The sequence below is a fragment of the Chryseobacterium sp. StRB126 genome, assembly GCF_000829375.1.
Classification (GTDB): domain Bacteria; phylum Bacteroidota; class Bacteroidia; order Flavobacteriales; family Weeksellaceae; genus Chryseobacterium.
In genome coordinates this window covers 1,403,840-1,426,281 of the sequence record NZ_AP014624.1, presented here as the reverse complement: position 1 = coordinate 1,426,281, position 22,442 = coordinate 1,403,840, and the positions used below count along the sequence as shown (strand labels likewise).

23 protein-coding genes are annotated in these 22,442 nt (G+C 35.4%); 11 read left to right on the top strand and 12 right to left on the bottom strand.

The features are described from left to right. Positions 1 to 51 precede the first annotated feature (51 nt). From CHSO_RS06505 to CHSO_RS06490, 4 genes are all read left to right on the top strand, one after another. Positions 52 to 1,443: a T9SS type A sorting domain-containing protein gene (locus CHSO_RS06505; RefSeq protein ID WP_045493848.1), complete on the top strand. Its 1,392-nt coding sequence runs from the start codon at positions 52 to 54 to the stop codon at positions 1,441 to 1,443. 81 nt (positions 1,444 to 1,524) lie between these two features. Then, positions 1,525 to 2,955, top strand: coding sequence for a T9SS type A sorting domain-containing protein (locus CHSO_RS06500; RefSeq protein WP_045493845.1), 1,431 nt, complete (start codon positions 1,525 to 1,527; stop codon positions 2,953 to 2,955). 176 nt (positions 2,956 to 3,131) lie between these two features. After that, positions 3,132 to 3,599: an OsmC family protein gene (locus CHSO_RS06495; RefSeq protein WP_045493842.1), complete on the top strand. Its 468-nt coding sequence runs from the start codon at positions 3,132 to 3,134 to the stop codon at positions 3,597 to 3,599. A 226-nt stretch (positions 3,600 to 3,825) separates the two neighbouring features. Beyond that, positions 3,826 to 4,476: a response regulator transcription factor gene (locus tag CHSO_RS06490; RefSeq protein ID WP_232509157.1), complete on the top strand. Its 651-nt coding sequence runs from the start codon at positions 3,826 to 3,828 to the stop codon at positions 4,474 to 4,476. A gap of 246 nt (positions 4,477 to 4,722) precedes the next feature. Here the strand turns inward: CHSO_RS06490 and CHSO_RS06485 are convergent, their stop codons facing one another. The 6 genes from CHSO_RS06485 to CHSO_RS06460 all read right to left on the bottom strand — a co-directional run bounded on the left by CHSO_RS06485 (position 4,723) and on the right by CHSO_RS06460 (position 10,187). Then, a complete protein-coding gene (locus CHSO_RS06485) occupies positions 4,723 to 6,234 on the bottom strand; it encodes a carboxypeptidase-like regulatory domain-containing protein (RefSeq protein WP_045493839.1) in 1,512 nt (503 codons plus the stop codon). Positions 6,235 to 6,245: 11 nt separating this feature from the next. Then, the gene (locus tag CHSO_RS06480; protein WP_045493837.1) at positions 6,246 to 7,610 is read right to left on the bottom strand and encodes a CsgG/HfaB family protein; all 1,365 of its coding nucleotides are present in this window, start codon (positions 7,608 to 7,610) and stop codon (positions 6,246 to 6,248) included. A gap of 26 nt (positions 7,611 to 7,636) precedes the next feature. Then, complete coding sequence (locus tag CHSO_RS06475) at positions 7,637 to 8,047, bottom strand: curli production assembly/transport component CsgF (RefSeq protein ID WP_045493835.1); 411 nt, start codon at positions 8,045 to 8,047, stop codon at positions 7,637 to 7,639. Positions 8,048 to 8,058: 11 nt separating this feature from the next. After that, positions 8,059 to 8,793, bottom strand: a complete 735-nt coding sequence (locus tag CHSO_RS06470) for a curli production assembly/transport protein CsgE (RefSeq protein ID WP_232509156.1) — start codon at positions 8,791 to 8,793, stop codon at positions 8,059 to 8,061. 7 nt (positions 8,794 to 8,800) lie between these two features. Beyond that, the gene (locus CHSO_RS06465; RefSeq protein WP_045493831.1) at positions 8,801 to 9,199 is read right to left on the bottom strand and encodes a hypothetical protein; all 399 of its coding nucleotides are present in this window, start codon (positions 9,197 to 9,199) and stop codon (positions 8,801 to 8,803) included. A gap of 169 nt (positions 9,200 to 9,368) precedes the next feature. Further along, entirely contained in the window at positions 9,369 to 10,187 is an 819-nt protein-coding gene (locus tag CHSO_RS06460; protein ID WP_045493828.1) for a hypothetical protein, read from the bottom strand. A gap of 360 nt (positions 10,188 to 10,547) precedes the next feature. Between CHSO_RS06460 and CHSO_RS06455 the strand changes: the two genes are divergently transcribed. The 4 genes from CHSO_RS06455 to CHSO_RS06440 are packed head-to-tail and all read left to right on the top strand — an operon-like array spanning position 10,548 to position 13,796. Next, entirely contained in the window at positions 10,548 to 11,177 is a 630-nt protein-coding gene (locus tag CHSO_RS06455) for an NUDIX hydrolase (protein ID WP_045493825.1), read from the top strand. Positions 11,178 to 11,204: 27 nt separating this feature from the next. Further along, positions 11,205 to 12,011: a lysophospholipid acyltransferase family protein gene (locus CHSO_RS06450; protein WP_045493822.1), complete on the top strand. Its 807-nt coding sequence runs from the start codon at positions 11,205 to 11,207 to the stop codon at positions 12,009 to 12,011. A 3-nt stretch (positions 12,012 to 12,014) separates the two neighbouring features. Further along, on the top strand, positions 12,015 to 12,452 hold the full coding sequence (locus CHSO_RS06445; RefSeq protein WP_045493818.1) for a hypothetical protein: 438 nt from the start codon (positions 12,015 to 12,017) through the stop codon (positions 12,450 to 12,452). Positions 12,453 to 12,458: 6 nt separating this feature from the next. Beyond that, positions 12,459 to 13,796 (top strand): UDP-N-acetylmuramate--L-alanine ligase, encoded by a 1,338-nt coding sequence (locus tag CHSO_RS06440; protein ID WP_045493815.1) that lies wholly within the window; start codon positions 12,459 to 12,461, stop codon positions 13,794 to 13,796. Between the two features lie 82 nt (positions 13,797 to 13,878). Here CHSO_RS06440 and CHSO_RS06435 read toward each other — a convergent pair whose 3' ends face one another. From CHSO_RS06435 to CHSO_RS06425, 3 genes are all read right to left on the bottom strand, one after another. Further along, positions 13,879 to 14,493: a hypothetical protein gene (locus CHSO_RS06435; RefSeq protein ID WP_045493812.1), complete on the bottom strand. Its 615-nt coding sequence runs from the start codon at positions 14,491 to 14,493 to the stop codon at positions 13,879 to 13,881. Between the two features lie 140 nt (positions 14,494 to 14,633). Further along, complete coding sequence (locus CHSO_RS06430) at positions 14,634 to 15,692, bottom strand: NAD(P)H-dependent flavin oxidoreductase (protein ID WP_045493809.1); 1,059 nt, start codon at positions 15,690 to 15,692, stop codon at positions 14,634 to 14,636. 173 nt (positions 15,693 to 15,865) lie between these two features. Further along, positions 15,866 to 16,741, bottom strand: a complete 876-nt coding sequence (locus CHSO_RS06425; RefSeq protein ID WP_045493806.1) for an aldo/keto reductase — start codon at positions 16,739 to 16,741, stop codon at positions 15,866 to 15,868. A gap of 423 nt (positions 16,742 to 17,164) precedes the next feature. On the opposite strand from CHSO_RS06425, the gene CHSO_RS06420 reads away from it, so the two are divergent. Then, entirely contained in the window at positions 17,165 to 17,632 is a 468-nt protein-coding gene (locus CHSO_RS06420; protein ID WP_052480507.1) for a GNAT family N-acetyltransferase, read from the top strand. On the opposite strand, the gene CHSO_RS06415 is transcribed toward CHSO_RS06420, so the two are convergent. The 3 genes from CHSO_RS06415 to CHSO_RS06405 all read right to left on the bottom strand — a co-directional run bounded on the left by CHSO_RS06415 (position 17,606) and on the right by CHSO_RS06405 (position 20,655). Beyond that, on the bottom strand, positions 17,606 to 18,505 hold the full coding sequence (locus CHSO_RS06415; RefSeq protein ID WP_045493801.1) for a LysR family transcriptional regulator: 900 nt from the start codon (positions 18,503 to 18,505) through the stop codon (positions 17,606 to 17,608). The genes CHSO_RS06420 and CHSO_RS06415 overlap by 27 nt on opposite strands. Before the next feature lie 235 nt (positions 18,506 to 18,740). Further along, positions 18,741 to 19,676, bottom strand: a complete 936-nt coding sequence (locus CHSO_RS06410) for an alpha/beta fold hydrolase (RefSeq protein WP_084220938.1) — start codon at positions 19,674 to 19,676, stop codon at positions 18,741 to 18,743. Positions 19,677 to 19,908: 232 nt separating this feature from the next. Beyond that, positions 19,909 to 20,655 carry a metallophosphoesterase family protein gene (locus CHSO_RS06405; RefSeq protein WP_045493795.1) on the bottom strand — a complete coding sequence of 249 codons (747 nt, stop codon included), beginning with the start codon at positions 20,653 to 20,655 and terminating at the stop codon, positions 19,909 to 19,911. Between the two features lie 287 nt (positions 20,656 to 20,942). Between CHSO_RS06405 and CHSO_RS06400 the strand changes: the two genes are divergently transcribed. Together CHSO_RS06400 and CHSO_RS06395 are read left to right on the top strand one after the other, a co-directional pair. Continuing rightward, positions 20,943 to 21,560 carry an NAD(P)H-dependent oxidoreductase gene (locus tag CHSO_RS06400; protein WP_045493792.1) on the top strand — a complete coding sequence of 206 codons (618 nt, stop codon included), beginning with the start codon at positions 20,943 to 20,945 and terminating at the stop codon, positions 21,558 to 21,560. Next, positions 21,557 to 22,441 (top strand): NAD-dependent epimerase/dehydratase family protein, encoded by an 885-nt coding sequence (locus CHSO_RS06395; RefSeq protein WP_045493789.1) that lies wholly within the window; start codon positions 21,557 to 21,559, stop codon positions 22,439 to 22,441. Before CHSO_RS06400 ends, CHSO_RS06395 begins: the two co-directional genes overlap by 4 nt. The last annotated feature ends 1 nt before the right edge of the window (position 22,442 follow it).

The following is a 22,442-nucleotide window of genomic DNA, read 5'->3' as shown; positions in this document are numbered from 1 at the left end:
TGAAGGTTTTTTTATTATATTTGCAACAAAACCATATAAAACTCAAACAGAATGAAAAAAAATCTATTACTGGTTACCCTGGTAGCTCAGGGTATTTCTGCCCAAATTATTTCTAAAGATCAAAATTTCGCGACCAATGGTGTCTATTCTATGACAGAAAATACCGCATGGTCCTCAATTGTTCAGATTGCCGATGGCAACATCTTGTATACACATGATAAACTGAATACTACTTACGGGCGCAGAGAGTCTTTTTTATCTAAACTTACGGCAAACGGAGCTGTAGATTTTTCTTTTGGGATCAGTGGAACTATTCAGCTTCCTTATTATTCATACAATAATCAATTAAAAAAGCTATCTGATGGAAAGCTTTTAACTGTTGGTTTTTCTGAGACAGGAGCCCACATAACCAAAATACTTCCCAACGGGCTACCTGATACTAGTTTTGGCAGCAACGGAACCTCAACAATACCTAACCTGTATGCCGATGGCAATGAACGTTCTTATGGACTTGTATTTCAAAACGATAAAATCATTGTTCATGGAATTGATTTTCCACACGGACAGAATAACCAACATAGAATATACAGATTAAACAGTAACGGAACTATTGATACCACTTTTGGAACTAATGGCTCTGTTTTTACACAGGGAAACTGGTCAATTGGATCATTTGTATTACTTGATAATCAAAATAATATCACTGCACTTACTAACAGTGGTATTATGGAGAAATTTAATTCAAATGGCAATCCTATCACCAGTTTTGGAAATAACGGAATTTTACAGATGTCTTCCGGATTAAACTTTGCAGGTGCAGTAATAATGGACAGTAATAATAAGATTGTGTATTCAACTCTTATGGATGAAATGTTCAGAATTAATGCAGACGGCACCCCTGACCCTACTTTTAATTACAATCTGCCTGCCTATTCAGGGACTAATGGTGGTGCCTGGATTTTAAATATTACTGAAAAAGATGGCTACTACTATATTGCCGGAAGTGGTGAGGTAGATTTTCCTTATACTACATTTATTACCAGGCTTACCCAGAATGGTAACATAGATCCTGGCTTTAGTTATTATTCTGAATCAGATTTCAACCTAGGAACTGCCGTTGATATGAGTGTCAATAACAATAATATTATAACAATTGGTGGTCTACATGTTGTAAAATATACAATAAACAATGCAACGCTTGCCTCTAAAAAAAATATAAAAACCAATAACAATATTGCCTTTGAAAATCCTGTAAGCCAGAACCTGATCTATCAAACTCAAGATAAAGTAGTTAAAATTGAAATATTCTCTGCTGCCGGTAAACTTCTGAAAACTACAAAAGAATCCAATACTCCTGTTTCTGATTTACCTAAAGGAATTTATATGGCTAAAGTTACCTTTGAAAACGGAAATAACACAACCAAAAAGTTAATCAAAAATTAATAATCATAACCCGATACCAAAAAGCGTTTGTTTATTGTTAACATTGCTTTTTATTATCAATTAAAAAACACAAACACTACAATGACAAAGAATTTGTTTATCGCGTTGCTTCTTGTAGCGCAAACTGCTTTTGCACAGATTATTTCTAAAGATCCGAGTTTCGCTTCGAACGGAGTCGCTGATATTCCCAGTAATTCTATAACGAACAATTACCAGATGGTTCAGAATGCCAATGGAGATATTTATTATACTTATAATGTAGATGTTGCTACAGGAGTTACTCATGGATTTGTGACCAAACTTAGCTCAAACGGAACTCCGGATCCAACTTTTGGAAATAACGGAACCGTAAAACTACCTTCTGAACCTTATATAAACCAACTAAAAATACAACCGGATGGAAAATTGTTAATTTTTTGCTTTTTGGATGGTGCTCAAATAATAAGAATGCTTCCCAATGGTCAGATAGATCTTACATTTGGAACAAATGGTATTTCACCGTCAATCAATGCGGATCATGATGATTATTATAATTCTTATGAATTTATCCTACAGGGTGATAAAATCATTCTGCATGGTATTCAGAGAGGATCAAATCCGCACCACACCATTTATCGTTTAGATGCCAATGGAAATATAGATAATACTTTCGGTAGCAACGGATCTGTAGCCACACAAGGAAATATTACAGGCAGAACATTTGTCATGTTAGATAATCAATCAAATATCCTCAGCTTCAGTGATAATATCAGTGTCGTTGAAAAATTTGATTCTAACGGACAGCCCATCACAAGCTTTGGAAATAATGGGACCGTACAAATAAGCATAAATGGCTCTGGGATAGGTGATGTTGGCGATGTATTTATAGACAGCAATAATAGGATTATTTTCTCAACCCTTCAAAATAATGAGATGTTCAGAATAAACCAGAATGGAAGCCTTGACAATACATTTAATTACAATTTACAAACCAGTCTTGGTTTATCTTCAGGTCCAAAAATTTTAAGCATTAATGAAAAAGACGGATATTACTATATTGGCGGAAGCGCAGAAAACACTCTATTTACAACCAATTATTTTATTTCAAAACTTAATCAAAATGGGTCTATGAATTCTACCTTTGGTTATTATATAGAACCCAATTATGCTGATCCGCCATACCTCACTCCCCCTTTATCTACCATAACTGAAATGATTGTTAACAGCAATCATATTATTGTAAAGGGAAATAGCCGCATTGCAAAATATCTGATTAATAACGGTACTTTATCAACAAAAGAAATTACAAAAGTAGGTCCTGCTATTTCTTTTGAGAATCCTGTAAAACAAAACCTTATTTATCTATCAAAAGAAAAAGTGAGAAAGATTGAAATTTATTATTCTGACGGAAAAATTGCAAAAACCATAAAAGACTCAGGTTCTCCTGTTTCGGATTTACCAAAAGGGATTTATATGGCTAAAGTTACTTTTGAAAACGGAAGTATCACCACCAAGAAAATGATTAAGAATTAAAATATGACCTCTGGCTTTACCAGAGGTTTTTTATTACCTTAGTGCCTATATTAAAGAGCTATATTCTATACTTTTAGGTTTGAGCTAAAGCCACAGGATTTGTTTTTTATATTCTAGAGCTGGCTAAAAAGCCCAACTCTGTTAAATTTAATCATAACCCCTTTTAATTTATCATTATGAAAAGCCATCACTACAAAACTACCATTCAATGGACGGGAAATAAAGGAAACGGAACCAGCAGTTACAGAGACTACGAAAGAAGCCATACTGTTTCAGTAGAAAATAAGCCTATTATTGAAGGTTCATCTGATCCGGCCTTCCGTGGAGACAAAACGAAACACAATCCTGAAGATATGTTCCTCTCGTCCCTTTCTTCCTGTCATATGCTCTGGTATCTTCATTTTTGCTCTGAGGCTGGGATTATTGTGATGGATTACATTGATGAAGCTACAGGAATTATGGAAGAAACCGCTAATGGCAGCGGGCATTTTACAGAAGTTACACTATATCCTACCGTTACTGTTTCTGATGAATCTATGAGGGAAAAAGCTAAGGAGCTTCATCACAAAGCCAATGAGTTTTGCTTTATTGCCAACTCTGTTAATTTTACTGTAAAACATATCCCTACTGTGTTAGTTAAATAAATAAAAAAACACATTAAAAAAACACTAAAACACCAGTATTATTAAATAATCCCCTATAATAACTCTAATTTTCACAATCAGAATTCAATAAAAAGAGATTTATTTAAACAATAATCAATAAAAATAATATTTTACAATAACAATAATCATAAAAAACTCAAATTATTTATCAATTTTATTCATAATGTTAAGTTTTTTTCATATTTTTATATAAACAAAACCAACCATGATGAAACCAAGATTAACTATTTTCGATGAGCCCATGTTATACACTGAAGGGTTATCAAAATTATTAATGCAGAGCAAAATTTTTACTACCATAAATATCTGCAATTCCTTAGAAAATCTCTCCAAACAATTAAGAGATGAGCCCCCTGAAATGCTTGTCATAAGTTCCAATATACTTATGCTTTCCGAGATATGTAAATCTGTGGAAAGCATCATCACAGAGCATCATCATATCAAAATTATTATCATAGGCAGTTGTTATGATGTAATAGATATCAGAAAGCTTTTCAATAAAGGTATTAAAAGCTATCTGGATAAGAATTGCAGGTATGATGAATTTCTAAAAGCCATTAATGCTTTGCTCTTGAATGAAATTTATATTTGTGACCATGCTAAAGAAAGGATGCTCAGCTTCATTAGTAACGAACAGGAGAAAAGAAACTTCCATATCAGAGATCCACTTACCCGTCGCGAAATGGAAATTCTAAAATTAATATGCGATGGCTTCAGCAGCAAAGACATCTCTGAAAAACTTTTTATAAGTATCAATACGGTAGAAACACATCGAAAAAAAATTCTCTTGAAACTCAACGTAAAAAACACTGCGGGAGTCGTAAAATATGCTATTGAAAATCATATTGTAGACTGATTAACAAATTCAGATCATTAACCTAAAAAATTCCAAACCTTACAGTCTGGAATATTTTTTGCCCGATCCCAAATTCCTTTTAATAAAAAGTCCGGCAAACAACTGATTATTAATATTGAATATTAGAGTGAATGATGAATTCGCTTTGCTTGTCAATTTTTCGTAAACCATGAAAATTCAGTATCCGTTTGCGAAGCGAAATTCACCATTAACTTTTCTTTGTTTTAAAGTACAATCTCTCTTCTGCTACTCATAATCCGGCATTTCGCCATTACTGAAAAGTGTGGATCGTGAAAGATCTGTCATATTGCTGGTCAGATCTATGACCATTACATTTCGCTGCGAAATATTGTCATTGGAAGTATTCATAAAGATAACCTGGGCATTATTGGGTGAAAATCTTGGGTCCAGATCATTGGTACCCAACGCTTTTTCACTTTCAGAAGAAATATCATTCACCGTATTATCTGTTAAGTTATAAATGAAGATATGAGAATCCAGCTGGCGATAATTACCGCTTCCATCCTGATATCCTGAAATGTCACGGGTAAACAGAAGAAGCTTCCCATCTACGGAGAAATTCAGTCCTCCACTGGCTCCAGCAGATCCGGATACTACGGTTTTAAGAACATTTCCCATCATATCAATAACATAAATACCTGTATTGTATCCGTTGTAGTCATTAGTTTTCAAAGCAATTTTACTTCCATCATAGCTCCAGTCACATTCTGAAATCATACTTCCATCCGGAGTAGTATACACCAGAGTAAGGCCACTCCCGTCCTTATTAATCCGATAAAGTTTATTGAAATTTGAATAAATAATTTCCTTACCATTGGTACTCCAGGCAAAATCCATTTCGTAGTTATTAAAGCCTGCTACGGGAACTGATGTTACTTTAAAAGGATTGGAACCATCAGGATTGGCGGTGTAAATATGTGTACTTCCCCCTTCAGTTCGGAGAAAAGCAATGAGACCTGCATTATTATTTTTCCGTGGCCGCCAGCTGTTATAAGACGAATCTGTAAACTGAAAACTGTTGCCTTGCTCATCACTAGACATTATAACAAAGTTACCATTCAGTTTTCTCACATAATGATATCTGTTGGCAGGAACCGTATTCGTAGTAAATTTACCGGTCTGGCTTAAAACTGGCTGGTGAATGTCGTCCGAAACAGACACCTGCCAGAAGTAACTTACACCAAACTTCAGATTTGAAAGTGTATAATGATTTACTTTCAAATCATTAACCTGAATCACGTTAGTGTCAAGATTATTTTTAATTGATAAACTATATTTTAAAACATCTGCTGTATCCGGATCTGTTGCACTCCAGGTAAGCTCAACACTTAATGGTTGATTGACCGCGTTATCTATCGGACTTAGAAGCTGCGGTGTGGTAGGCGGAGAATTCAAAGATGTATCATCACTCATTTCAAACACCACCGTTACCACCTGATTTTGATTCTGCATATTAACAGACTGAAAATTGGTAATATATCCTGAAAGTTCTGCTTTTACCGAATAATTACCGATCGGCATGGCAGCAATTTCGAAAGAACCATCAGTGCCACTGAAAACAGTTTGTGTGGTAGGATTAGTGAATATTTTTACATTGGCAAGGGGTACATTACTGCCTCTTTTCACTACTTTTCCTTTTAAAATTCCTGTCTGAGCCTGTTCTACAAGGTCTTCATTACATGAAAACAGACAAAAAATTAGGATGAATATGCTGAGTATTTTGATTAAAGTTTTCATAATTCGTGTTTTTATTTGTTTCCAAGGTAGAAGTTGATCCCCAATCCAAAACGTAGGGCCTGGTCTTTTCTTTTTCCATTTACAAGCCCTTCCCAATCGTCTTTAAAGCCAAGATCATATTGTGCAGAAGCTCTTAGTGAAAAATTGTGATCAATCATATATTCAAGCCCACCCCCAACTTGTCCTTTGTATTGAGGTTTATATTTAGAGTACAACGCCCCTGCCCCTCCATAAATATATGGACTGAATCTGTATTTCGGAAAAAGAAGATATTCCAGATTAACTTCAGGGCCGAAATAGTTTCTTTTTACAATGTTTTCGTTTTCAAGGGTAAAATAGTTTCCATTTACCTCTACATTTACGTTAGGAGTAAGAAAATATTTAAGCCCCACTTTCCCGCCTATATTCATTTTAGGGTTTACATAATCATCTTTCACCTTCTGAGCCTCTACATTCGCAAATACGGAAACTTTCTGTCTGTAATTGTCAGGGTATCTGTTTCCGACTACTCTTCCGGTGTTATTTTCCTGTTCTTTATTGTACTCCTTAATTAATCCTTGATAACTGGCCGTACTATCTATAGCTTTCCCCCATATTTTATCCTGAATTCCTTCTATAATTAGGGATTTCACTGCCTTTTCAATAGCTTCAGTTACAGCCAACTGAACAGGTTCATTTTGGGTTAATCCTACCTCAGCCTCCAACAGCCTTTCAGTATCTATATATCTGAAAAAACTGCCATTAACACTGGTTGAAAGAATGGTTTTGGATGTATAAACCGTTTTGAGGATTTCTCCGTTAAGAGTGGAAACAGCTCGGAGATAAATGGTAATTCTATCCTGACGATATTGTGTGGAAGCTCCAATTCCAAAATAACGGGCTCCAAGACCGCCTGTAAGGATATTGCTATCGTAGGATATTACTCCTCCTTCCAGAAGAATTCCGGCGTATAGAAGCGGAGGAAGTGATTGAGTGCTTTTATCAGCATCTTTTATATATTCCTGACGTGTGGAACGGATAATTTGTCTTTCATTGAGCAGATTGGCTATATTCTCCCTTTCAATAGGAATAAACCAACGGCTGTCTTCCAGGGCTTTGATGAGAATGGTAGTGGTTCCTTGCGGCACTGCAGTGCTCCAGTTATTGCCATTTTCGGAAGGTTTGTACTGGCCGGTCTGATCTCTGAATTTATAGACTCCTACCACTATTTTTTCTTTAGGCAGAGGAAGTTTCTTCAGTTCTGCTGTGGAAGCAGTTACCTCTCCCATCGTTGGCTTTTCGGGATCCGAAGGTAAACCGAATATTGAACTACAAGCCTGTAAAACACATAGCAGAAAACTACAGAAAAAGATTCTGGTGTAAGTGTAAGTTCTCATGATAAGTTTGGTTTTAAGTTTCTATGTTATTTTGGAATTACGATCTCGGACTGATCGCCTGTACCGGTATCCAAAATATTAATTAAAAGTCCCTGATTGGTATTGGTAATCTGAAGGTATAATGATCCGAAAAGATAATTACCCGGTTGTATATTTCCACTCCCAAACTGGTCTTCAAAAAGCTTTCTTGAAAGTTCACTAAGGATTTGTCTGTTTAGACTCTGGGTGAAGCTATCAAGAGAATTCATACGGTCAAGCAGATTAGTATAATCTTTTTTTTCATCAAATGGATTCTGTGCATTGGCTGAGCTTAAAAGCCACTGATAATTAAAAGTATCTCCGCCAAATGCTGGGTTAATCGGCTTATAAACGAGTTGCTGAGATTTCCCTTGGAAAATACCCGCAATAAAAATCAAAATAATAACTATAGTTTTCATAGCGGACGTTTTTAATAGATAAATTCATTTTTTATAAGGTTTTTCTTTGTTGTAAATTCCTTGATATATTTTAAGCTGGAAGCTAACTGTTCTTTTAAATAGTCTTCTCCCGGGTTGGTCATAAAACTGTAGATTATTTTATCATCCATCTGAATATTGATTTGACCGCTTGTTCCGCGAAGAGGAAGTTCAGAAATAGTGACAGCACTACTGCTCTTGTCCGGAAGCTGGCTATACTGAATATAGAACATATCGTAAAAGTCTTTTCCAACCTTGGTTTTAGTTTCATCAATGGTAAGACCTTTAAGTTCATAAACAGCATCATCTTCTGCCTTGGCTGTATTCTTTTTAAAAAGATCACTATTGAGTTCAAGGCTGTCTTTTGCTACCAAAGCTTTAGATTCTTCATCTCGGATATAAAGGAAAGCTTTTAAAGCATCTTTTGGTTCAAGGTTTACACTGATCTCGGATAATATCTTTACTTGGTTAGGGTTTACAGAAAACTTACCGTTTTGCTGATTGTTGGAGAGATTTCCCCCATTTCCTTTTTTTATTGATATTAATAGATAGTTCAGTTCTTTATAAACGGCTGTATTATTAACAACCACAGCCTTTATTCTGATCTGGTTTTCCAGTGTAGTACTCTCGATTCTTGCAGTTACTTTTTTATCCTCCTGCCCATAGGTCATAATGAACAGGAAGACAAAAAAAGTATTCAAACTCAGGATAGATAAAAGTTTCATCATTTGTGATTTAATAATTTCTCATGAAAACGGTTCTGTTATCTCCTTTTACATTGATCTGCATACCGTCTGAAATGCTATTGCTTCCCGTAACATCAATGATATTATTACTTCCTTGCGTAATAATGGCAGCCTTGGTTTCTTTATCTGCGAATGAATTGATAAAATAAAGAGCGTTATAGTCCCCAAGCTGTCTTACAGTAATAATTGTCCTGTTATTAAGAGAAAGTTCTGCATTATTATCGTTACCTATCTGAATGATATTAGAGTAACTCGCATTCATCTCCATATTCTGTCTGGTGATAAGGTTTAAGATTGTATTACTGTTGACCTTATCCCAGTCTATTTCCTGAGCCTGCAATGGCAATACCATACAAAGAGCTAAAACACTCCATCTCAAATTAAACATGGCATTGATATTTAAATTAAAAATTAATAGAGAATGGAAGAAAACATGCCTGGTAAATATTTATATAAAATCATAATTTCCAAGCAGATGTAAACTTTAGGCTAAAAAAGGAGAACCCACACCTGTAGCTTCTCCTTTCAATTTTAAAGATTACAGTATTAAAAAGGGCTTAGTTCGATTGATTGATAACCATAGAATTTCCATTACCCACCTGAGTACCAAGATGGAAATGAGCATCACCGGATTGAGTTACCCAGCTAAAGTTTCCGTTACCCACCTGAAGGTCAATAGCAGTATTAGAATCTCCTAACTGAACTTGATATAATTGGTTTGCACTACCTACCTGTAGTCCTACAGCCGTATTATCATCACCAATTTGGGCTGAAAGTGCTATATTACTGCTACCCACTTGAGTATGGTTCGCACTATTATCATTACCTGCCTGATATTGAACAAGTAGATTATTAGCTCCTATCTGAAGACCATCAGCTTCGTTTCTTCTACCTGTCTGGATCTGATACGCCATGTTTCCGCTGCCTACCTGAATAGCTGAAGCATCATTTCTTCTTCCATCCTGATATTGGAATACACCGTTACCCACCCCTATTTGTACCGAAGAAGCTTCATTTCTTCTTCCAAGTTGAATTTGTTGAGTTGAATTAAAAAGACCAAGCTGCCAGGTTGAAGCATTATTTCGATTACCTGTCTGGCTCACATTATTTGAGTTTCCGATACCAATTTGATCTACATCTATTGAGTTTCTGTTTCCATTACTCACTGCAGTATTCATGTTAATAATACCTACCTGATCAATATCTGCAGTATTACGGTTCCCATTCTGTGTTAAAGAATTCATGTTCAAAAGACCTGTCTGGTCTACAGTTGCTAAATTCAGGTTTCCAATTTGGGTAGTCACATCAATATTAGCTTGTGCGAAACCGAAACTCATGGCGATTAGTGTAAACACACCTGTAAGTAAATTTTTCATCTTAGTAAAAATTAATTGGTTAATAGTAAGACAAAGGTATACGCTATAGGTAAGTGAGAAACCACCATCAAAGTGTAAATTATAAAAGTCACCATTTTTGGGTCCCAGGCTCACTGTTTTTGGTATTTACAGCATCACGGATTTCAGTTACGTAGAAATACGATATTGAAGCAGACATTATAAAATATCAATAATGAAGGATTCATTCACTTCCCTCTGCACTACTCCATCAAGAATAATTCACTATTCATTTGCAAAGCAAATTCATCATTCAAATTCAATGTCTTTCCATCACCACTTTATAGGTTAATTAATGTTAAGGCCCTTATTTCTTCAGGAATATATTATTAAATTTGAGCTATGGAAAATTTTGGAAAAGATTTATTAAGGAAAATAAAAAGTGTAGAGCTTCCCGGCGAACCCGCTCATGGAGTATTTTCTCCTCCCTACCGTCCTGTTTTTACATACGATGAAGTAATTGCAAAAAATCCCAAGTTTGCAGCAGTGAATATTGTATTGTATCTGAAGGATAATGAGTGGTATTTTCCTTTAATCCAAAGAACGATTAATGAACATGACAGACACAGCGGGCAAATCTCATTACCCGGTGGAAAACGCGAAGAAATGGATCAGGATTTTGCAGAAACTGCAGTTCGTGAAACCTCAGAAGAAATTGGGATAGATAAACACTATGTGAAAATTATCCGGGAAATGTCTCCCATCTATGTTCCGCCAAGTAATTTTTACGTATATCCTTATATTTCGTATACTAAAAAGAATCCGCTCTTCGTTCTTCAGCAGACTGAAGCAGTGGAGACCATAGAGTTTCCGATCACTTCTTTTTTAAATCTGTCGGATACCCCTGAAATTATGGCACTTCCAAGTGCCGGCGGAAGTGAAGTTCCTGTCATCAATTTCAACGGATATATTATCTGGGGTGCTACAGCAATGATATTAAGTGAATTCAGCCAGTTGCTGAAAAAAATGTAACTTTGCACTACCGTGTTTAATTGAAAAATGGCGAAGAAAAATATTTTCACCGATGCATTCGGAACACCTTATTTTTTAAAAAGGTTTATTATTTTTATCTTAGGAGTTGTATCCTATAGAAGGTTCAACGGCTTTAATAAGTTAAAAATAACAGGAACAGAGCACCTTGTGGATCTTCCGGACTCCAATGTATTGTTTGTATCTAACCATCAGACTTATTTTGCCGATGTAGCTGCAATGTACCATGCTTTCTGTGCCGTAAATAATGGATATTTAAATACGATTAAAAATCCGATCTACCTGTTGAATCCAAAGATTGATTTTTACTATGTAGCAGCAGAAGAAACCATGAATAAAGGGATTCTTCCTAAAATTTTCAAAATTGCAGGAGCTGTAACCGTAAAAAGAACCTGGAGGGCAGAAGGAAAAAATGTCAACAGAATGGTAGACATGAGTGAGGTAGACAATATTATGAAAGCACTGGACAACGGTTGGGTGGCCACCTTCCCTCAAGGAACAACATCAGCCTTTGCCCAAGGACGAAGAGGAACTGCCAAATTGGTAAAAAACCAGCGTCCTATTGTAATCCCGATCAAGATCAACGGATTCAGAAGAGCATTTGATAAAAAAGGACTCCGTGTAAAGGTAACCGGTGTAAAACCTACCATGGAATTCAAGGCTCCTCTGGATATCGATTATGATAATGAAAAAGCACCGGAAATTCTTTTGAAGATCATGACTGCCATTGAGCAGACGGAAGACTTCAATGTATTACACAATTATGATGAAGAACTTAAAGCTAAAAAATTAGAACAAAAGGACTCAAATAATTAAATTATGAACAGAATAATCGGAATTTTATTCGCTATCATAGTATTAGTTTCGTGCAACAGCCAAAAAGTATATTCGGATTTTGATATCAGTTATTCGAAAAGTGGCGGCGTTGCTCCTGTATATGAAAATCTGCTTATCAAAGGGAACAATGTACACTACTCCTTTGAGGGCCAGGGGAAAAAACATAAACAGGATTTTAAAATTTCAAATGAAGATCTGAAAAAACTGGATCAGGTTCTTTCCCAAAATAATTTCAGAAGAATACAGGAAGATCGTAAGAAATTATACGATAATATTTCTACTTCAATTAATATTAAAAAAGGGCCTAACGAAGGCAGTAAGTCGGATGCCAGCATGATTATTCCTAATTATCAGACGAACTGGAATAACATTCTTGAGGCTTTCCAGCAGATCATTAATACTAATGTTAAAAAACAGTAAATACAATTGAAAACCCACTTCATTGCTATTGGCGGAAGCGCCATGCACAATCTTGCCATCGCCTTAAAAGATAAAGGATATCAGGTTACCGGTTCAGATGATGCTATTTTTGAACCATCAAAATCCAGATTGGAGAAAAAGGGAATATTGCCTCAGGAAATGGGTTGGTTCCCGGAAAAAATCACTCCGGATATTGATGCGGTTATTCTTGGAATGCATGCTCACCAGGATAATCCTGAATTGGCAAAGGCAAAAGAATTAGGGTTAAAAATATATTCTTACCCGGAATTTTTATACGAGCAGTCTAAAAATAAAACAAGAGTGGTTATTGCCGGATCACACGGGAAAACAACCATTACTTCCATGATTCTTCATGTTCTGAATTTCCATCAGAAAGATGTAGACTTTATGGTAGGAGCCCAATTGGAAGGTTTCGACTGTATGGTAAAACTTACTCAGGATAATGATTTCATGGTATTGGAAGGTGATGAGTATCTTTCTTCCCCTATTGACCTGCGTTCAAAATTTTTATTATACCAACCGAATATCGCTTTAATGAGTGGGATTGCTTGGGATCATATCAATGTTTTCAAAACATTTGATGATTATATTGAACAGTTCAGAAAATTTGTAGCGAGCATTACTCCCGGTGGTGTTTTGGTATACAATGAAGAAGATCCTGAGGTAGTGAAAGTAGTGGAAAATGCTGAAAATTATTTCAGAAAGATTCCTTACAAAACTCCGGAATATGAGATCAGCAACGGAAAAGTGTATTTAAAAACTGAAATGGGAGATGTTCCTCTTTCTGTTTTCGGTGCACACAACCTGTTGAATATGGAAGGAGCAAGACATATCTGCCAGCAGCTGGGAATTATGGATGAGGATTTCTATGAAGCGATCATGAGTTTTAAAGGAGCTTCCAAACGTCTTGAAAAGGTAGAAAGAGACGATAAAGGAACATTGTATAAAGACTTTGCTCACGCTCCAAGCAAAGTAAAGGCCGCTGTAAAAGCATTCAAGGAGCAATTTAAAAATGAAAAGAAGTATGGCTTCCTTGAACTTCATACCTATTCCAGCTTAAATCCTGCTTTTTTAGAGCAATATGACCATGCTATGGATGGATTGGAAGAAGCTATCGTTTTCTATTCTGAAGATGCTTTAAAGATCAAAAGAATGGAACCTATCTCTCCGGAATTTATTAAAGAAAAGTTCAAGAATGACAACCTAAGAGTTTTCACCAATGCTGAAGACCTTCACACCTACTGGAATACATTAGATAAAACAGATGGAGTTTATCTGATGATGAGTTCAGGAAACTTTGGCGGACTTGATTTAACAAAATAAATAAAAAGCTTCAGAAATATAATCTGAAGCTTTTTTATTAGATAATTGTCTATCATTCACAAAAAGAATGGGCTGTTATATGTTACTCATTATTCAATTGTCTGTTGTGGGTTAGCTCAATATTTTTGATGGCTCCTACCGGCGCAATTTTTATCTTATTGTTTCCTTTCATCAGGTAAATGTAATACATACTGTTGGAGCCTATCAGGTGTACCAGCTCAGAATTTTCATCACCATAATTTAAGGTATAGTCATATTTAAGCCTGTTTTCCTTTATTCTTTTTGTTAATGCCATCCCTTCTCCCCAACCTATTCCTACAAAGAAAGACAATAGCATCATGGCCGTAAATTTCACAAACATATTTGTAAAATGATTCTCAATAGCCTCCTTGCTCATATTTTCATGATCTTTAAGGGCAGCCATTTTTTGTGCCCATTTTTTATTTTTATTACTTTGTTTTGATAAATAAGATGGAAAGGCAAATGAAGATACGACGATGATAATAAGAGCAATCAATATAACCGGATGAGAGGTTAAAGTAGCAATCGGACTTATTAGAATGTCCATAATTGTTGAGTATTTTAAAATATTAATGCCTATCTGATAGTAGAAGACACTTTCTTTTAATATTCCCATTACGACAAGAAATAGATAGCCGAATGGAAGTGATCTCTGAATTCCCTCTGAAAATTTCATTTTTTCGCTGGTTTAGTTTTTATATCAAATCAAAAAAGATATTCCTGAAAGAAATTCAATACAAATAAACTTTCCGGTACATCAGAATGATACTGAGCTACGAAAATATAAAATTACAGTCAAATTGAAAACATCTTGATCTATCTTTCACAATCTTTAATCAGATTTTTCAAAATTTCTTCGGTAGAATTTTCGCTATATCGATGGATAGACTGCCCTACCCAAATTCCAACAAAGTCTGCATTCTGTTTAGATTTTGCAGCTTTCCGTAATGCGTTTGTAAGTTTATTCTGATAAGGATAAGGTAAGATATATTCAGAATCTTCAACGCCTTCAATGTATTTGTTTCTAACTCCTCTTGCATATCTGCCTGAAAAGCTTTTCGTCAACATGATTTCATCTTCTCTTACTTTTTTAAGCCTTTCTTTTTCGAAAGGCAGCATAGCACTTTCCTGAGAAGCCAGCAGAAGATTCCCCACCTGAAATCCCTGTGCTCCCAAATCATTTACAGCCTTTAAAGTTTTTCCGTTATAAATTCCGCCTGCATAGATCAACGGAACCTGTACATGGTCGTACACCTGTGATAATAAAGATAATCCTCCAATCTGCGGAACATGGACAGGATCAAAAGTTCCTCTATGACCACCAGCTTCTGTTCCCTGCACACAGATGATATCAATTCCCGATTTTTCTAAAATCAACGCTTCACGTACTGAAGTACATGTACCAATCAGTGTTACACCATTTTCTTTCAGCTTCTGAATACTTTGATCATCCAGATTTCCAAAAGTAAAGCTTAGGATTTTGCAGTTTTCTTCAATGATCGCATCTACCAGTTCATGATAGGATCTCACTTTAAGTTCTTCCAGATCAGGAAGACTTACTTCAATACCATTGTCTTTTGCCAGCTGCCCCAAAAACTGTCTGGTTTGAACAAATTTCTCTTTTAAATCCTCTGTTATTTCAGGAATGTGGTGTACAAAAATATTAGCAGCAAAAGGCTTATCCGTTAATTTTTTTGTCTCTCTAATCAGTTCAATGGATTCATCTGCTGAAAGGTCTGCCAATGCCAAAGAGCCCAGACAATCTGCACGGGATGCTGCAGTCACCATCTGTACAGTACTCGCTCCAAACATCGGAGCCTGAATAACAGGATATTTCACTCCTAATTTTTTACTGATTGTATCCGGCCAAAACATAAAAATTTATTTTAATTAAAAAGGTACAAAAAATAAAAACAGTTCACTTTCAACAACGTATGACATTCCTCACACTCCGACAGAAAATAAAATTCCCACAGATCTCACAAATTTCACAGATCAAAAATCTGCGGTATCTGTGAAATCTGCGGGAGATATAATTTTAATTAAACTTAAATATCCGCTACAGACTTAAGCATTTTCTGCTCCCATTCCGGGTCTTTAGGATCAAAGAATAATCTTTTTCCAGTATCTAAAGAACGAACAACATTCATTTCATCTTCTGTTAGTTCAAAATCAAATACATTAAAGTTTTCTTCAATTCTAGATGGTGTCACAGATTTTGGAATCACTACAAAGCCTTCCTGTAAATGCCATCTCAAAATTACCTGAGCAACCGTTTTTCCATATTTTTCAGCAACTGCCTTCAGCTCAGTATTGCTTAAAAGGTTGGCATTTCCATTTCCAAGCGGGCTCCATGGTTGTGTTACAATATTATTTTCTCTGTCATACACCTGTAATTCTTTTTGCTGGAATACAGGATGCAGCTCAATCTGATTAATTACCGGAAGAATCGTTGAGTTCGCTTTTAGTTCCTCTAATTTTTCAACAGTAAAATTACAAACCCCAATTGCTTTAATTTTTCCTTCCTGATACAGTTCTTCCAAAGCTTTCCATGTTCCTAAGAAGTCACCATACGGCCAGTGGATAAGATACATATCCAGATAATCCATCTGCAGTCTGTTCAGTGTTCTCTGGAAGGCACTTTTTGCTTTTTCATAGCCATGATCCTGAACCCAGACTTTAGAAGTGATAAACAATTCATCTCTGTCTACTCCACTGTTTTTTACCGCAGCTCCTACCGCAGTTTCATTTTGATAGATTGCTGCTGTATCAATCATTCGGTATCCTGTCTGAATAGCTTTAATAACAGCATTTTCGCATTCTTTCAGGTCCTCCATCTGCCATACTCCAAAGCCTAACGCGGGAATATCCACTCCGTTATTTAAAGTTACTACAGGTTGCCCCGTATAGGTTTTCTTTTGCATAGTCTTTATTTTAATTATTAATATAAAGTGATGAAACAAATTTGCGATAAAAAAACGGAACAAGAACTTACCAATTTTACTGTTTTTTGTTAAAAAGTGTTATTTAACGAGCACTTATAATAGGTTGGAAAACGCAAAGAAGTTTTACTTTCCACATGTTTTTAAGGCGCAAGGATTTTATCTGCGATAAAATTGAATACCACTTATTGTAATGCCACGAATACATTGCTGAAAATCTTCGATTTTCCTGCGCCTTAAAAACAATCTAATTCTCCTACATTCTTTACGCCCTTGCGTTTTCCAACAAAAAATCACAGACTTCTAATATTAGCTTCCAGCAGCTATTTTTCCTATTTTTGCATAAATCCCATACCATGTATCAACAAACCTAAATGGTATACAATTATTTACAAGAGTTTACAGATGGAGCAATATACTTTTAATAAGATTGAAAAGGATTCAGAAATTCCTTATGGACTATTACTATTAGCAGATGAGACTACTGAAGCCATAGATCAGTACATCTTTAAATGCAATATCTATCTGTTACATAATGGAACAGAGAACATTGCCGTTATGGCCTTATACAAAAACAATGATACTGAGCTGGAGATTAAAAATATTGCTGTTATTGAAAGCTACAGAAGCAAAGGAATTGGGAGTATTTTAATGGATAAAGCCAAGGAAATTGCCCGTGACAATCATTATGAAGTCCTAAGTGTCGGAACTTCAGATACAGGATTTCAGCAGATCAGGTTTTATGAGAAAAACGGTTTCAAGAAAACGGGAATACGTAAAGATTTCTTTCTTGAAAATTACCCATCCCCGATTTATGAAAACGGTTTACAGATGCGGGATATGATTTTACTTGCCCATCATATTACGGAATAATCCCTTAATATGTTCTATTTCCGTTTGGTAATTGGTCTTTTTTCTGCATCCGAAATATAAAGTGTTTTCCAACTTTTTCTTTCCTTCCCAGATCAGCTTGATTTCTCCGCTTTCGATTTCATTTTTACATAAGAAATCCGGAACAACGGCTAATCCGGCACCTCCTTTCAGACAACGGATGATAGAATTGAGATTAGGAACGATATAATTTGGGCGGAAGTTAGGTTTATGACCAAAATTTAAAGTCCAGAACTGGAAAAGATGTTCCATATCTCCTGTGGTTCCGTACCATTTTTCATTCTTCAGCCACGCTTCAACCTGCTCTGCATCTTTTGTTTTTAAAACCTTTTTGAATGCTTCTAGGTCTACATCTTTTCCACCCACCAGAATGATCTGTTCAGAAGAAAATGCTTCATGTTCTATATTGGGTGAAGATCCTTTTTTTGGAGTGATGATAAGATCCAAAATCCCTTTATCCAATTGATCCAGCATTTCAGGATATTCTCCAAAACTGATAATCAGGTTGAAAGGTAATGAAGAAACATATTGCTCCAGCGTAGTCTGAAAAGTTTCAAAACACATTCCCACACTAATGGTTGGCGTATGTTTTTCTGTAGACTTCTGAAAGTTCTTTTCTACATCTTCCAGCTTGGTAAGAGGTTCTGCAACTGCATTGAACAATACTTTTCCTCTCTCCGTAGGGATCATCTTCCTACCCGTTCTGTCGAACAACTTATATCCTACATACGCTTCCAGTGAACTTAAATGCAAGCTCACCCCAGGCTGCGAAATGAACAAGGCATCAGCTGCACCTGTTAACGTCCCGGTTTTATAGATCGCCTTAAAAGTACGATACCATTCTAAATTAACCATGGCTTATTTATTAATATTCTGATACAAAATTACAAAATAATCATAATACTAATTGATAATTTTAATAAGATTAGGAAGCCTGAAGCTGGAAGAGAGAAGTAAATGAGCCGTATACAAACACTATCTCGTTGTTTATTGATTTTTTAAATCATTTAATCCAATAACAACTATAAATAATTGGCCTGGTACTTTCCTGCTTCCCTCTCCCAGCTTCCTGCCTTTTTCTTTTCTCTGGTTATTTTACCATCTGAAGTATTGCATTTTGAAATTTTCCCGCTTCATCTTTATGAATCTGATGCCCTGAATTTTCAAATAAAACAAGATCTTTTTTCGGTGCTTTTACTTTTTCAAAATAGTCGGTGGTAATTCTCGTAGAGGTTTGAACATCATTTTTACCGACAAAGAAATAAATAGGGCAATCCACTTTCTTTAAAGTCTTAGGAAGGTCAATATTCATCACCTCATTCCAAGCTGGTGACCAGGTTTTTGACCATTGAAGAAATCCTTTTTTGAATTCGTCCCCAGTTACATATTGTTTTCCGTCTTTATAAAAAAGCCATTTTCTTAAATAAAACAGATCTTCATCTACTTTGAACGGAATCTGTACACTTGCTAATTCTTTAGAAACAACAGGATCTGCTTTGAAATGATCTTTTAAAATCTCAAGCAATTCTTTCTCACTCTCTAACTGGCTTACCACTGGATTTACAGCAAAATAAGCATGTAACAGTTCAGGATGATTTCTAACGATGTAAAATCCTAAAGCATTACCCCATGAACTGCCCAGCAGGTATATTTTTTCCTGTTTTAATTCTTTTCTCAGAAAATTGATCACCTGATAAGTATCTTTTCCCATCAACTCCACTGAAGGCTGAACAGGTGAAGGATTTAATTCCAGCGTTTTTCCGGCATCTCTCTGATCCCATTGAACAATGGTGAATTTACTTTTTAAAAGTTTTGTAAAAGACTCAGCATTTTTTCTCATAGAGCTTCCAGGGCCTCCTGATAAAAAGAGCAGTATCGGTTTTCCGGAATCATCTGTTTTAATATCTATGGCTTGTTTTATTCCGCCAATTTCCGGAATAAGCAAGGTATCTATTTTTCCTTTGTATAATTGTGCCATACAAAATACTGATAATAATAAAAGAATAAAAAGACTTGACTTTTTCATGATTTCTAGATTTTAATTTGATACAAATATCCTCCAGAGAATTCTTAAAAATGTCCGAATAAAAAAATTCGAACTGATTTTAATAAAAAAATGAGTTCGAATCTCTACAAATCAAAGTTCGATTAATTACAATTAATTACAAATCAAGACGTTACAACTATTTATAAAATAAAGAAATACTACAACTCTAAGACAAGTTCACCATATATAGGAGTGATCTATTTAAGAAAAATTAAAATATTGATACTTTTTCATTTCTTAAAAACGATGCATAATAATCCGGAATCCCACTTTCTTCAATTTGGCGGGCTGTCTCTTCAAGCGGATAGCTCAACTGTACAATTTCAGGAACAATCTTTTCATCATCTAAAGTCAAAATCAAATAAGAAGCTAATCTGTTTTCTTCTTTGGAACGCCCTACAGAACCACAATTAACAGCCCATTCCTTATTTTCAAACTGTTTTGTAAATGATAAATGAGTGTGTCCCATCACAACCAGATCCGCCTTTGAATCTTTCAGTATCTTCATAAAAACCTCATCGTTTTCCGATTCGTACAAATATGTATCATTACTTTCCAGACTGGAATGTACCAACTGGATATTCCAATGTTTATGACCAGTTTTATAATTCAATTTCAAATGAAAAGGAAGGCCGGAAAGAAACTTTTTGTTTTCTTCTGTAATATGTTGTTTAGAATGATCTATAGCAATAAATCTGGCCTTCGTTTCTTCCTCAGAATGCTTGGATAAAGGAAAAACAGGCAGATCAAAAGCAATTCTTTCATCATGATTGCCCATCAGACAAGGAATATTCAAATTCTGTATTCTTTCTATCACTTCATTTCCCCAAGGGGCAAAATCTACAAGATCTCCCAAGCAGAATTTCTGATGAATTCCTCTCTGCTCAATATCCTTCAATACTACTTCCAATGCAGGAAGATTCCCATGTACATCACTGAAAACTGCTATCTGTATCATTATCTGTCTATTTCTTCATCAAATTTACAAGACGTAAGGGAATTCCAAATCAGATATAGTATGACATTTTACCATGAAACAGTGATTATTAATCGTCAATTTTCACTTCATAAATTAAGAGTGAATGATTCTTAACCATAAAATTGATAAGAAATAAATTCATCATTCACAATATATATAAATTACATCATATAAATATTATGATACTTTACTATAATTTATATTATTTTTATTATACATGCATCCGAGGTAACTTTGCAGAGTAAAATTCAAACAATCATAAAAAAATGAAAAAAGTACTAATCATCAACGGAGGACAAAATTTCGGACATTCCGGAGGAAAATATAATCAGACCATCGCAGAAAATACATTAGCAGTTCTTAAAGAATTTGATAATGTAGAAGTAAAAATCACCAATGTAAGTGAACATTATGACAAGCATGAAGAGGTGGAAAAATTTGTTTGGGCAGATTATATCATTTATCACACTCCCATCTGGTGGTTCCAGCTTCCGAACGGATTAAAAAAATATATTGATGAAGTGTTCACAGCAGGTCATGCAAAAGGTATTTATATGAGTGACGGAAGAAATGCTGCAAACCCTGAGATCAATTACGGTACAGGAGGAATGCTCGGCGGAAGAAAATATATGGTAACCACAAGCTGGAATGCTCCTGCTACAGCATTTACACTTCCTGGAGAATTTTTTGATGAAAAAAGTGTAGATGAAGGACCTTTATTTGGTTTTCACAGAATGAATGCCTTTGTATCATTAGAAAAAATGGAAAGTTTCCACTTCCATGATGTGGAAAAAAATGCCAACATAGAGCGTGATATGAAGCTTTACAGTGAACATGTGAGAAACGTATTTGAAAAAGAATTAAAACAGGAACTGGTATCATGAAAAAAATACTGATTACAGGTATTACCGGCTATATAGGCGGAACTATCGCACAAAAACTCCTGGACAGAAATTATGAAGTAACAGGACTGGTTCGTAACGAAGCTCATGTACAGGAACTGGAATCCTTGGGAATCAGAACCATTATAGGAAATATACATAATGAAGATCTTATAAAATCAGCAGTTTCCAGCGTTGATGCTGTTATCCATAATGCTGACTCCGCAGATGACGCTTATGCTGTGGATAGTTTTATCAAAGCATTAGAAGGAAGCCATAAAACTTTTATATTCACTTCAGGTTCTGCTATTTTCGGCGGCAAGGAGAATGGTAAAAAAAGTGATTTTATCTTCAGAGAAGATTTCCCTTTGCAGCCAAGACTTGAAATGGCATCAAGAGTCATGATCAACAACTATGTTCTGCAATCTGTAAACAAAGGCATAAGAAGTATCGTTATTGTTCCTACAATGGTTTATGGAGAAGGTTTAGGAATAAAAAAAGACAGCATCCAGGTCCCTGCTCTTATTAATTTTTCACAGAAAAAAGGACATGGGGTTTATTTTGGTGAAGGTGAAAACATCTGGTCTAACTTACATATTGAAGACTTGGCCAATCTGTATGTCCTTGCCTTAGAAAAAGCAAAAGGCGGTTCTATTTATTATGCTGAGAATGGTTCATCTTCCCTAAAAAACATTGCAGAAATCATCAGCAAAAAATACAATTTGGAATCTGCCCAATCTTTGAGCATACAAGAAGCTGTTGACAATTTTGGTCCTGCAGGAGGTTATTTTGGTTTTGCTTCCAACAGCAGATGCAGCGCAGATAAAGCCAGAACAGAACTGAATTGGAAACCTTTCTATAACTCAATTGAAAATTTTATTTAAT

Excerpts from the sequence above, each read along its gene's own strand:
- CHSO_RS06485 (WP_045493839.1), bottom strand. The coding sequence starts at position 6,234 with ATGAAAACTTTAATCAAAATACTCAGCATATTCATCCTAATTTTTTGT.
- CHSO_RS06470 (WP_232509156.1), bottom strand. The coding sequence starts at position 8,793 with ATGATGAAACTTTTATCTATCCTGAGTTTGAATACTTTTTTTGTCTTC.
- CHSO_RS06450 (WP_045493822.1), top strand. The coding sequence starts at position 11,205 with ATGGCGAAGAAAAATATTTTCACCGATGCATTCGGAACACCTTATTTT.
- CHSO_RS06495 (WP_045493842.1), top strand. The coding sequence starts at position 3,132 with ATGAAAAGCCATCACTACAAAACTACCATTCAATGGACGGGAAATAAA.
- CHSO_RS06435 (WP_045493812.1), bottom strand. The coding sequence starts at position 14,493 with ATGAAATTTTCAGAGGGAATTCAGAGATCACTTCCATTCGGCTATCTA.
- CHSO_RS06465 (WP_045493831.1), bottom strand. The coding sequence starts at position 9,199 with ATGTTTAATTTGAGATGGAGTGTTTTAGCTCTTTGTATGGTATTGCCA.
- CHSO_RS06405 (WP_045493795.1), bottom strand. The coding sequence starts at position 20,655 with ATGATACAGATAGCAGTTTTCAGTGATGTACATGGGAATCTTCCTGCA.
- CHSO_RS06430 (WP_045493809.1), bottom strand. The coding sequence starts at position 15,692 with ATGTTTTGGCCGGATACAATCAGTAAAAAATTAGGAGTGAAATATCCT.
- CHSO_RS06505 (WP_045493848.1), top strand. The coding sequence starts at position 52 with ATGAAAAAAAATCTATTACTGGTTACCCTGGTAGCTCAGGGTATTTCT.
- CHSO_RS06490 (WP_232509157.1), top strand. The coding sequence starts at position 3,826 with ATGATGAAACCAAGATTAACTATTTTCGATGAGCCCATGTTATACACT.
- CHSO_RS06460 (WP_045493828.1), bottom strand. The coding sequence starts at position 10,187 with ATGAAAAATTTACTTACAGGTGTGTTTACACTAATCGCCATGAGTTTC.
- CHSO_RS06400 (WP_045493792.1), top strand. The coding sequence starts at position 20,943 with ATGAAAAAAGTACTAATCATCAACGGAGGACAAAATTTCGGACATTCC.
- CHSO_RS06445 (WP_045493818.1), top strand. The coding sequence starts at position 12,015 with ATGAACAGAATAATCGGAATTTTATTCGCTATCATAGTATTAGTTTCG.
- CHSO_RS06395 (WP_045493789.1), top strand. The coding sequence starts at position 21,557 with ATGAAAAAAATACTGATTACAGGTATTACCGGCTATATAGGCGGAACT.
- CHSO_RS06455 (WP_045493825.1), top strand. The coding sequence starts at position 10,548 with ATGGAAAATTTTGGAAAAGATTTATTAAGGAAAATAAAAAGTGTAGAG.
- CHSO_RS06480 (WP_045493837.1), bottom strand. The coding sequence starts at position 7,610 with ATGAGAACTTACACTTACACCAGAATCTTTTTCTGTAGTTTTCTGCTA.
- CHSO_RS06415 (WP_045493801.1), bottom strand. The coding sequence starts at position 18,505 with ATGGTTAATTTAGAATGGTATCGTACTTTTAAGGCGATCTATAAAACC.
- CHSO_RS06475 (WP_045493835.1), bottom strand. The coding sequence starts at position 8,047 with ATGAAAACTATAGTTATTATTTTGATTTTTATTGCGGGTATTTTCCAA.
- CHSO_RS06410 (WP_084220938.1), bottom strand. The coding sequence starts at position 19,676 with ATGAAAAAGTCAAGTCTTTTTATTCTTTTATTATTATCAGTATTTTGT.
- CHSO_RS06420 (WP_052480507.1), top strand. The coding sequence starts at position 17,165 with ATGGAGCAATATACTTTTAATAAGATTGAAAAGGATTCAGAAATTCCT.
- CHSO_RS06425 (WP_045493806.1), bottom strand. The coding sequence starts at position 16,741 with ATGCAAAAGAAAACCTATACGGGGCAACCTGTAGTAACTTTAAATAAC.
- CHSO_RS06500 (WP_045493845.1), top strand. The coding sequence starts at position 1,525 with ATGACAAAGAATTTGTTTATCGCGTTGCTTCTTGTAGCGCAAACTGCT.